The following is an 11,109-nucleotide window of genomic DNA, read 5'->3' as shown; positions in this document are numbered from 1 at the left end:
ATTCCCCCAAGGTGTTAACGGTCCTATTCAATATGGTGTTGGTGTGAAAGCCCATGCGGTTTACTTATCACAATATCAATTACTCCCTTATAACCGCATTGAAGAATACTTTAGTGACCAACTAGGTATTCCGATCAGTGCCGGCAGTTTATTTAACTTTAATGAACAAGCAGCGGCACTAGTAAAGTCATCGGGCGCAGAAGGTATCATCAAAGCGGCATTACAAAGCCCGCATCAAACTTTGCATGTTGATGAGACTGGCATTAATATCGGCGGTAAACGGCGATGGCTTCATGGTGCATCAACGACTTGGTGGACTTATTTTTATCCTCATGAAAAAAGAGGAAAAATAGCGATGGATGAGGCCGGTATTTTACCGCACTTTACCGGTGTGCTATGTCATGACCATTGGAAGCCATATTATCAATATACCCAATGCCAACATGCATTATGTAATGCTCACCACATCCGAGAATTAGAAAGGGCTTGGGAGCAAGACGGCATGCAATGGGCGAAGGATATGCAAACCTTACTTAAAGAAATGAATAAAGCTCAAATAGATAATCCCGACCTAGATAAAGGGGCTAAACAGAAATATCGTGAGCAATATCAAAAAATATTGCTTCAAGGTGACGCTAAATGTCCACCACCAGAAAAAAGTAGCCGAGTGGAAGGTCAGCGAGGCCGATTAAAGCGAACCAAATCCCGAGCATTATTGGAACGACTAAGAGATTATCAAGATGATGTTTTACGTTTCATGATGAGCACTGGCGTGCCATTTACCAACAACCAAGGCGAGAATGATATTAGGATGACCAAGGTTCATCAAAAAATATCGGGGTGTTTTAGAAGTAAGCAAGGAGCTGAAATGTTCTGCTTGCTGAGAAGCTATTTATCGACTTGCAGAAAACAATATGTATCTGCAAGCCTAGCCCTTGAGTTATTATTCAAAAATCAGCTGCCTGATATATTCATTTCAGATGAGGCTGAATAGTTACAACTTATTCACTCAATATCTACCGGGTATGCGGGTATTTTAGGAGCTGGCGCCAGTGTAATAAGTAATACTCCCTTTTTGTTGACCGAGCATGGTATTTACACCAAAGAGAGAAAAATAGATCTTATTCAAGCCAGTTGGATCAAAGAGTCAGAACAAAGCCTAGGTAAAAAATTAAATACCGAGATGGGCTTTATTCGCCGTATGTGGATCAGCTTTTTTGAGCAAATTGGCCGAACAACATACCAAGAAGCAGATAAGATCATTTCGCTATACGACGGTAACAGGCAGCGCCAAATAAAAGATGGTGCAGCACCTGAAAAAGCATTTGTTGTGCCTAATGGCATTAAAACAGTGCGCTTTATTGAAGCGCTTGATCAGCGTCCAAAACAGATACCACCGGTTGTTGGGTTAATTGGACGTGTAGTGCCTATAAAAGATATTAAAACCTTTATACGTGCGATTAAAGAAGCGCAATCGATATTACCAGAGGTCGAAGGCTGGATCATCGGCCCTTTCGAAGAAGATCCACAATACTACAAAGAGTGTGAGCTACTGGTAGGCAGCCTTGATTTACAAAACAGTGTTAAGTTTTTAGGTATGCAAGATATTACTAAAATTTTGCCTCAGCTCGGAATTGTAGCTTTAACCTCGATTTCTGAAGCGCAGCCTTTAGTGCTTTTAGAGGCAATGGCGGCTGGTGTGCCTGTACTTGCTAGTGATGTTGGCTCGTGCCGCGAAATAATCGAAGGCGGAACCGATGAAGATAGAGCGTTAGGTAAAGCCGGTGAAGTTGTCCCAATTGCTTCTCCGAACGACACAGCAAAGCAAATATCAAACATGCTAACAAATGAGCAAGCTTGGCTTGAGTATCAAAAAAGTGGTTTAGACCGCGTACAAAAATTTTATGACGAGAGCCACATGTTTGCCCGTTACGATAAACTTTATAAGGATACAATAGCATGGCTGGAATAGGTTTTGAGATACGAAAAATTCTCAAAAAAAATACCCTGCTCTCAGTTTTTGAAGCATACGGCTACGCAGGTTTAATAGGCTCAGGCCCTTGGCTGCTCTCTATTGTAGCGTTAATGCTTATTGGTATTTTAAGTTTGGGAATTGTATTACCTAAAGTACTTATTATTCAATTTTTAACGCTTGTTACCTACATGATGGCCGCCTCACTTATTTTAACGGGTGGTTTGCAGTTATTACTAACTCGATTTATTGCCGATTTATTTTTTCAAAAAGAAGAGGCAAAGGTACTGCCTAATTTACTTGGTGCGCAACTTATAACAACAATAGCCGCGTTATTGGTAAGCTTGGCTGTATGGCCTATGCTCCCTATACCCGTTGTTACTAAGATTATAATTTTAGGTGCCTTTGTAAGCTTATGTAATCAGTGGCTTGGCGCTATTTTTCTATCAGGTATGAAAGAATACCGGTTAATTTTAATAACCATGCTAAGTGGTTACGCCTTTATGGTATTACTTGCATACTTATTAAGAGACTGGCAGTTAGACGGCTTATTTTTTGCGTTTTTTGCAGGCGAAGCTCTGCTCTTTTTTAGCTTTTTGTTTATGATTATTCGCCGCTACCCAGGTGAAAAACTTATAAGCTTTGACTTTTTAAGCAATAAAAAAGTGTATTACAGCCTATTCTTTTGTGGTCTGTTTTATAACATTGGTGTGTGGGCTGATAAAATCATTTTTTGGTATTCACCAAGCACATCAATTCAAATTATTGGCACGTTAAGAGCCAGCCCAATTTACGACTTGCCTATATTTTTAGCCTATTTGTCTATTATTCCCGGTATGGCAGTATTTTTAGTAAAAATGGAAACCGACTTTGTAGAAGAATACGACCGTTTTTACACAGCTATTCGAGAGGGTTCATCGTTAGAAGAAATTTACTATTTAAAAGACAATATGATCCAAACTGCACGTGCCGGTTTATACGATATATTTAAAATTCAAGGTATTACCGTTGCCTGCTTATTATTATGGGGCGAGCAAATACTTACCTTTATTGGTATTGATCCAAACTATAAAACGCTTTTATTTATTGATGTAGTTGGTGTGGGTGTACAAGTTATATTTTTGTCTATTTTAAATATTTTGTTTTATTTAGATAAACGCTCAACCGTCCTATTTTTAGCGGGGCTATTTTTGGTAATAAACGTTGTTTTAACTTTGCTATCAATCGCTTTTGGGCCGCAGTTTTATGGTTACGGCTTTGCACTCTCAACTATTATTACCTCTGTTGTTGGCTTATTTTGGCTTTCTAAACAATTTGAAGATTTAGAATACGAAACGTTTATGCTGCAATAGCACAATATAAAGGCTGCTTATGCAGCCTTTATATTTAAAGCTTTTCGTACAAAATTAAAATAATTAATTATTGGAAAGCGGCTGATACACACCATGTTTATAGCTCATATAAGCGCCTCAGTTTAAAGCAAAAAAGACTAGCTCAGTAAAGATATAAAATGTTAATAAACAAAGGGCTTATAAAAACCAAGCTACCTTGGCTTAGCTAATCTCTCGTACAATTAGATTTAACTGGTTTAGCATTATGCTAAATGACGTAGACGCTGCCATTACTTACTCACCCATCGCGCTTTAAAGCCACGCGTATCAACATGTATAAATGCGCCTCTGTGCGACTTAGGCCCATAAATACCTAAACCACCTAGTAAACCTTTAAATGATTCACGTCTAGCTAACGACTCCACTATATCGGCCATCGCTTTAGCGTCACCAATTGAATGCTTACCGTCATTATTAATATCATCCATACGGTAGTTGCCATCGTTATCTATAAAAATATCGGCAGCATCACCAAATACATGTCGGCTAAGTTTTACATTGCCAATTGATTTGTTGTAGTACGGAGTTCTATAACCGCTCATAACCACCATATTACTAACCGGTATACCTTCTAAAATCAGTTCTTTGCGTATTTTTTCTAGTTTAAGTAACAACTTATTTTGTAAAAATAAATACTTTGGGTACTTACTTCGCTGCTTACTAACAAATTCCTTTAGTGAAAAGTGAGGTGATATTTTTACGTTTTCATTTTCAGGCGTTACCTTAACAAAGCCATCGGGCACTATGTAGTATGAAGCGTCTTTAATCTGTGAAGGTTTAGGATAGTGCCCAATGTGGTAATACTTGAGCTTTCCTCCTTCAACATTGTCTGCCGGTACTTTTACAAATACGTTGATTTTCATACGCTGTTTTTTATCGGGCGACTCAATAATTACCGTTGTTAAACCGGGCTCTTTGGGTGCTTGCCATTGCCAGCGGTTGGTGTTTGTAAGCTTAGATTTCCCTTGAGTATTAATTAGCGTGTAAGCGTTTTTTGATTGCGCAAAAAGCACTTCAAACTCAACTTGCTCTTTGGGCATTACAAATACTGAAAACACCGAATATGGCATAACTATGTCGTTAATTTTTAGGCTAAATTCTGCATCTTCAAAGTTGGCTTTGTTTTTTATATCAACTACCTGATGTGCAGGCTTTGTAGGCGCTGCAGCAAATACACTATTGCTAAATATAATTGTGAATATGGCGATAAAAATATAATGAATAAATTGCATAAACCCTCTCATTATTTATTTTTTAACAAAGCGGCAATCACCGACTGTTCATCATTTTTTAATAGTGCTTTTTTATCGCGTTGATATATGTCATCTCTAAAGTTAACCAGCTTATTTTCGTCAACCCATGCAGTCCAATAAACTAAATGAATAGGAAGAGGCTCATCTAAATAAAACGTCTGAGTACTGTTTTGAGCAAGTGCGCTGTCCATATTATTGAGTGTTTGCGCTTCTCCTTCGTGCTTAATAATTTCACGCGCTAACGAAAAAGGCTTTTCTATTCTTATACAGCCATGCGATAAGGCTCGGTTTGCTTGGCTAAAACGGTGTTTTGCTGGTGTATCGTGAACATAAATTGCTTCGGCATTGGGGAATAAATACTTAACTTCCCCTAGGGGGTTTTCTTCACCAGCACGTTTTACTAAAAAGTGATCAAATTGGTACGGCTTAATAGAATCCCAATCAATGTTGCTTGGATTAACAGTTTGTGAGTCTAGGTAGCTGTTTTTTCTAATTTCAATATTATTTTTTACAAGGTAGTCAGGATCCTCGGCTACCTTTGGAGCAATTTCTTTGGTGGCAATTGAGGTGGGTATACGCCATTCAGGATTAACTACAAACTTTTCTATTTCGTCGCTAAATGCAGGTGTTTCCCAACTCGGTTTACCTACAATTACGTTATTTTTTAATTTTACATCGCCAGCTTTTACAAATCGTAAGCTGTATTCAGGAATATTTACATACACATACTGCTCATCACTTGCGCCTGCAAAGTTAGTTATTCTATAAAAGTTAAGTTTTAATTTATCGAGTTTTTGCTGTGCGGGCACATTAAGCGATGCAAAAGTACGCTTACCCACTCGGCCATCAACTTTTAAACCATGGCGGCTTTGAAATTGCTTAACAGCTTGCTCTATATCTTTATCAAACGTGCATATAGCTTCGTCGCACACATTAGTTTTTAAGTCACGCTCTTGATATAAACGCTGTGCAAGTAAGCTCACCTGTTTATTATTACTGCCTAGTTCAAGCAATTCATCGTTATATAAGTGTGTAAAACCACCTTTGTTAACTATTTCTTGATACCAATTAATGGCTTTTTCTGTACGTTCAATTAACTGCGCTGAATATTGGTCAAAGTAGTAGGTGTCATCAGCTTGCATGTAATTTTGTGAGTTATAAGTAGTTAGTGAAGAGTTAGCGAGTACCACACTTTCAAGCTCATTGGCAGCGAGTGTTGGTGCTGAGCATAAGCCGCTCATGCCAATAAACAATGCAGTTTTTAAAGTAAAGCCCTTTGCTTTAGTAAGCGCTTGATTTGAAAATAACCCCTTCACTGTGTACCTCCTCGCTAAATATCGTTGATAAATGCTTTTGTACTTACCACTAAGTAGTACTCTGGAGGTGCAACGGTAATGCCAAATTAAAGTTTCAAAATAAACAATTGAAATTTAATGACTTTTTAAAAACCCTTATTCTAAACGTTAATAAATTAAATTAGAGAATATGTAATTAATATGCTCAAGTGTGTAAAGTTGCTATGGCAATTAATCTTTTAAAAAAGCTAAAAAACCACGTTCATAACGACTCAAGTACTTTGTTTTTCGTGGTAATGAAAGGGACTCTCTCCACGCAGTTTGAGTATCTTCATCTTCTTTACACAGCGTAATTAAATCGGGATGCACATAAGATTTGCGTGCTATAGCGGGAGTATTACCAAGTTGCTCAGATACGCTATCAAGCATGCTTTTTAAAGTAAGCGCCCCTTTAGCTTTAGCTAATTGTTTGAATGCAATAACGCTTGCTCGCCAAGTTCTAAAGTGTTTTGCACTAAACTCCTCGCCCATTATTTGCTGAATGTATTGATTTATTTCACTTGATGTTACATTTGTGCGCTCACCTTCATTTATATACTGAAATAAATGCTGCCCGGGTAAATCTTGCAAGTCTTTTATAACATGGCTAAGCACCCTGTCGGTTATATTTACTTCACGTTCTTTACCTGATTTGGCACGATATTTTAGCTGAATATTTTTGCCCGTGAGTTTTGCATGGCGTGTTCGTAATGTTGTAGCACCAAAACTTTTATTTTGCTTTACGTTACGCTCGTTACCTACCCTCAATGCACCTAAATCCATAAGTCTTACAACTGCCGCTAAAGTGCGCTCAATATTAAGCTCATCGCCTTGTAAGTCTGTTTCTAAACGCGCTCTTAACAAAGGGAGTTTATTACCAAATACTCCACATGCTTGGTATTTTTTTGCTTCTTGTTGCGCCCTAAATTCAGGATGGTAGCGGTATTGCTTTCGCCCCTTACTATCAAATCCTGTCGCTAAAATATGCCCGTTTTCTTCTGGGCAAAACCAAGCGTTTTTATAGGCTGGCGGAAATGCCAATCCATTCAAACGATCAATCACATTTTGCTCTTTTATTTGCTTACCGATTGGATCAAAGTAAAGCCAACTTTTATGTTTAGGTTTACGAGTGATCCCTGGTAAATTATCGTCTACATAAATTAGCTTCATTAACCCTCCAGTTATATTTAAGCATGCGTCGGAATATAAAATGTATCACTTTAAAATAACCTTAAACTGAACAAGATTATTGATATATAATAAAAAACCAACAACAATTATAAATACTTAATATATATTAATAATTCTATTTAGGTTTTCGTAAAAGTAGGTCGAACTTACGCGCCAGCAACAAGTCTATTACGATTAAACTCGATGCACTTAGCGCTAAAAAAGCTACTTGAGATAGATTTATTATCCTAAGTTCAGATTAATTACACTTTGTCCCCTGCAATTGGGGTGCTGTTTAAATGGAGAATTCAATGGCTTTTGATTATGGATCGATTGATCTTGGACTAAAAAACCCCTTCAAACTGGAAGGTAAAGTAACAGCATTAAGAGGACTCATTGAGTCTATAGCAGGTATTAGTTTACTTGTTATTGCTGCGGGCTCTGTGAAAGAAGATACAACCGCAGGTTGGATTTTAATGGTGTTTGGCATGCTTATTTTAGCATTCGGCATTCGCTCACTATCTGCAGGTATTTATGCAACACTTAAATACTTTGTAGGTAGAAACCACCCAACTTCACTTGCTTATAACTACAGTAAATCGCAAGCATCAACCGCTCAAGAAGAACAAAAAGAAGTAGCCTACACAGCGCAATCACTTGAAGAAATGCTGGTTGGTCGTAAAAACAGTACATTTAAAGAGCCTAATGGTTTTTTATCACGCTTACTTCACAGCTTAATCCCTAAGCTATTGTTTCTACCATATCCTATTCGAAATGTTGCCCAGCGATTATTTGGCTCATGGGTAAGCACCTTTGTCGCCCTTATTGCTTATGGCCTTGTTGCATTTGTATCTTTGTCGGGCTTTACCGGTGAAGCTGGGGAATTAGCATTTCCGGTTTATAGTGCAATATTAATGTTTTACGTGCTTTTTTCTTGGCGCTCTACAGGTAAACCTATCTCTCGAAATGCAGAAAAGAATATTGAAGCACTTGGTACTGGTGCGCTTGCTAAAATTATTTCTTTATCTTTTATTTTACCCATCGCTATTGGTCTTTCTATGTCATGGTTGATGAAAGAGCAGCACATTAGTAAACAAGAAATAGATAGCTGGCTTGAGCAACTGCCTAGTCTTCATGCTGGAATATACTTAATTGCAATTATTATATTAGCAACTCTAAGCTGTGCGCTTGCTTTTATCATGATTAAAGCGCGTTTAAATTCAGTTACCCCTTCAGCTGAAGTATCTGAACTACGTGAAAACTGGCAAGAGTCTGTTCATCCAGACGAGATTTTCATAAACCTCGATAACCTAGTAATGGCTAATCGCCGTTATAAAGAAGTACCTAACAGAGTTTACAGAGAATTAGACCCTAAGCTTCAAGAACAAATAGAAGGTAAAGGCGGTTTTAAAGGTGAAATGATCCAAGAGATTCAGCCTAAACTGCACTCAATGGACTTAGGTAAAAACTTTACACTCGCGAGATTACTTGCTTTGGTGAGCGGTAACTTACTTTATATTGTAGCGTTAGCATTTACTGTACTTTTAGCGTATTCGTTTATTAATATTTACCATTACATTGATGCGGCAAATATTAATAGTTTTAAACAGGCATTTAATAACCAACATGTCATTCAATTTAGTGAGCTATTAATGACAAGCTTTCACTTATTGCTAATAGGCGTACTTATTAAAGCATTTGCGCAGTTACTTGCAAACACAGCGCATCTATTTTTTGCAGAAATGCAATTTGAGTCACTGCTTGTGTACTTTAAATGTGAAGGCACGTTTACTGAGTCTAAAATATCAACAGGTACTGGTATTCACGATAGCACCCGCTCAGAAAATACTTTAGTACGCAGTAGCATAACGCCTTGGATTATTGTTTCTCGTGTTATCTCTACTACGTTTGCTGCAACAGGTATGAAAAACCTTGAACATCCTCGCCACATTATGGAAATGCATAAAGACGAAGGACAATTACAAGCAATCAAAAAAGACGTTATTTCATTCTTAAAAGACCGCGAATCTATCGCCTCAATCACCAGTGAGCGTGATTTAGGTAATGCGTCACAAATACATCAACTAAACCAACAAACGCGCGCTATACCTGCTCAGCAAGCGATAGCGAAAGATGATGAAGAAGCTGCCGGGTATTTAAGACAAGAAGAAAACTTATCTCCCGAGCCCAAGGGTTAATTAACCTCAAACCTAGATAATTTTTATTAATGCCACCTTGTTAACTTAGGTGGCATTTTTTTAACCTCTATTCAATACTTTTTAACTTTATTACCTCTTTTGCACTCAACAACATGATTAATATTGGATTAGTTAACAAAGCCCTTGCTTTATGTGCCAAAACACAAATAATGAAAGGATTAATTACAGGGTAAGAATGAGGACAATGAGCTATATACTAACCACCCAATGTGCTGATGATGTAGGCTTAATAGCTAAAATTACAGGGCTTTGCCATAAAAATAATTTAAACATTACGCGTAACAACGAATTTGTAGATAAAGACGCGCAGCGATTTTTTATGCGTACAGAGCTTACAGGCGAGCCACAAAGCGACTTTTTAGATCAACTACGCGCATTGTTGCCAGATGGGGCTAAACTTGCGCTACATTGCGGCGCAAAAACTAAAGTAGTTTTACTGGCAACTAAAGAAGCTCATTGTTTAGGTGGTATGCTGTTAAAGCAATTTGAACAAACTCTTAATATTGAAGTACTCGCTGTAATTGCTAACTATGCTGATTTAGAGCCGCTAGCTAAAGGGTTTGGTGTGCCATTTCATGTTGTATCGCACGAAGGGTTAACCCGTAGCGAGCATGATAAAAAGGTAGGCGATTTAATTGCCAGTTACAATCCTGACATTATTGGCCTTGCTAAATACATGCGTATTTTAAGTCCTGAATTTGTGGGTCGATTTGAAGGTAAAATAATTAATATTCATCACTCATTTTTGCCAGCATTTATAGGGGCTAAACCTTATCATCAAGCATTTGAGCGCGGTGTAAAAATTATTGGTGCTACCGCTCACTTTGTTAATAATGAGCTTGATGAAGGGCCTATTATTTTGCAAGATGTAACCAGCGTTACACATGCTAATACCGCCGAAATGATGGCTAAAATGGGCAAAGATGTTGAAAAGACTGTGTTTTGTAAAGCACTTCAACTTGCCTCAGAGCACAAGCTATTTATTAATGGTAATAAAACCGTGGTGTTTTCTTAGCATTAATCCAACTGCTTAATTATTCTACATATAAAAAATGCCAGCATTGTTGCTGGCATTTTTTTGCTCATAAATAAGCTAATAACTTTTTAAATGTAAATTATGCCTGCTCTATTGGTTCGAGCTTTAATTTAGCGGCAATTAAAACGGCTTGGGTACGATTGTACACACCGAGTTTTCTAAATATGGCTGTAATGTGTGCTTTTACTGTCGCTTCTGATATGTGTAGTTCATAAGCAATTTGCTTATTAAGTAAACCTTCGTGCAGATATTGCAGCACTCGGTATTGTTGAGGCGTTAATGAGGCAACTTGCGCTGCTATTTCTCTATCTTCACCTTCAATTTCAGCTACTTTGTTTTTTAGCTCTTTTGGTAGCCATGTATCGCCTTCAAGTATTTGGTTAATTGCACTGGCAATATCATCAGACGATGATGATTTAGGAATAAAACCCATAGCGCCGTAACCCATTACTTTAGAAACGATATTCACGTCTTCACTACCCGAAACAACGGCAATAGGTAAGCTTGGGTATTCTTCTCTAATACGAATAAGACCATATAAATCACCATTACCTGGCATGTGAAGGTCTAGCAGTAATATATCAAGATCCTCTTGCTCGCTTAACACTTGCAGTGTGCTGTCAAAATCGGATGATTCAAAAACCTCTAAACCCTCAAATTTTGCGCTCAGTGCGCCCTTTAGTGCTTCACGAAATAACGGATGATCGTCCGCTATTAAAAACTGACTCATGGTT

Annotated in this window: 9 protein-coding genes; 5 read left to right on the top strand and 4 right to left on the bottom strand. The window is 37.8% G+C overall.

All coding sequences use genetic code 11. The features are described from left to right. The 3 genes from L655_RS0103315 to pelG all read left to right on the top strand — a co-directional run. Positions 1-994, top strand: a 994-nt coding sequence (locus L655_RS0103315; protein ID WP_024604091.1) for an IS66 family transposase, incomplete at its 5' end; no start/stop codon positions are given. 9 nt (positions 995-1,003) lie between these two features. After that, a complete protein-coding gene (gene pelF, locus L655_RS0103310) occupies positions 1,004-1,972 on the top strand; it encodes a GT4 family glycosyltransferase PelF (RefSeq protein WP_342626691.1) in 969 nt (322 codons plus the stop codon). Continuing rightward, positions 1,960-3,324, top strand: coding sequence for an exopolysaccharide Pel transporter PelG (gene pelG / locus L655_RS0103305; protein WP_024604089.1), 1,365 nt, complete (start codon positions 1,960-1,962; stop codon positions 3,322-3,324). The genes pelF and pelG overlap by 13 nt, the downstream gene beginning before the upstream one ends. 269 nt (positions 3,325-3,593) lie before the next feature. Here the strand turns inward: pelG and L655_RS0103300 are convergent, their stop codons facing one another. From L655_RS0103300 to L655_RS0103290, 3 genes are all read right to left on the bottom strand, one after another. Continuing rightward, a complete protein-coding gene (locus L655_RS0103300) occupies positions 3,594-4,595 on the bottom strand; it encodes a D-Ala-D-Ala carboxypeptidase family metallohydrolase (RefSeq protein WP_024604088.1) in 1,002 nt (333 codons plus the stop codon). Between the two features lie 11 nt (positions 4,596-4,606). Further along, on the bottom strand, positions 4,607-5,932 hold the full coding sequence (locus tag L655_RS0103295) for a L,D-transpeptidase family protein (protein WP_024604087.1): 1,326 nt from the start codon (positions 5,930-5,932) through the stop codon (positions 4,607-4,609). 210 nt (positions 5,933-6,142) lie between these two features. Further along, positions 6,143-7,120, bottom strand: coding sequence for a DNA topoisomerase IB (locus tag L655_RS0103290; protein ID WP_024604086.1), 978 nt, complete (start codon positions 7,118-7,120; stop codon positions 6,143-6,145). Between the two features lie 311 nt (positions 7,121-7,431). On the opposite strand from L655_RS0103290, the gene L655_RS0103285 reads away from it, so the two are divergent. Then, positions 7,432-9,318 carry a hypothetical protein gene (locus tag L655_RS0103285; protein WP_024604085.1) on the top strand — a complete coding sequence of 629 codons (1,887 nt, stop codon included), beginning with the start codon at positions 7,432-7,434 and terminating at the stop codon, positions 9,316-9,318. A gap of 205 nt (positions 9,319-9,523) precedes the next feature. Then, the gene (gene purU / locus L655_RS0103280) at positions 9,524-10,354 is read left to right on the top strand and encodes a formyltetrahydrofolate deformylase (protein WP_024604084.1); all 831 of its coding nucleotides are present in this window, start codon (positions 9,524-9,526) and stop codon (positions 10,352-10,354) included. Between the two features lie 100 nt (positions 10,355-10,454). Here purU and L655_RS0103275 read toward each other — a convergent pair whose 3' ends face one another. Continuing rightward, complete coding sequence (locus L655_RS0103275) at positions 10,455-11,105, bottom strand: response regulator transcription factor (protein ID WP_002958948.1); 651 nt, start codon at positions 11,103-11,105, stop codon at positions 10,455-10,457. Between the last annotated feature and the right edge of the window lie 4 nt (positions 11,106-11,109).

The organism is Pseudoalteromonas sp. TAE79 (assembly GCF_000498015.1).
GTDB lineage: Bacteria > Pseudomonadota > Gammaproteobacteria > Enterobacterales > Alteromonadaceae > Pseudoalteromonas.
Note: the sequence above shows the minus strand (reverse complement) of the source record. Positions and strands in the feature narration are given on the sequence as shown.

Coding starts and splice junctions, on each gene's coding strand:
- L655_RS0103290 (WP_024604086.1), bottom strand. CDS start 7,120: ATGAAGCTAATTTATGTAGACGATAATTTACCAGGGATCACTCGTAAA.
- pelG (WP_024604089.1), top strand. CDS start 1,960: ATGGCTGGAATAGGTTTTGAGATACGAAAAATTCTCAAAAAAAATACC.
- L655_RS0103275 (WP_002958948.1), bottom strand. CDS start 11,105: ATGAGTCAGTTTTTAATAGCGGACGATCATCCGTTATTTCGTGAAGCA.
- L655_RS0103285 (WP_024604085.1), top strand. CDS start 7,432: ATGGCTTTTGATTATGGATCGATTGATCTTGGACTAAAAAACCCCTTC.
- purU (WP_024604084.1), top strand. CDS start 9,524: ATGAGCTATATACTAACCACCCAATGTGCTGATGATGTAGGCTTAATA.
- L655_RS0103300 (WP_024604088.1), bottom strand. CDS start 4,595: ATGCAATTTATTCATTATATTTTTATCGCCATATTCACAATTATATTT.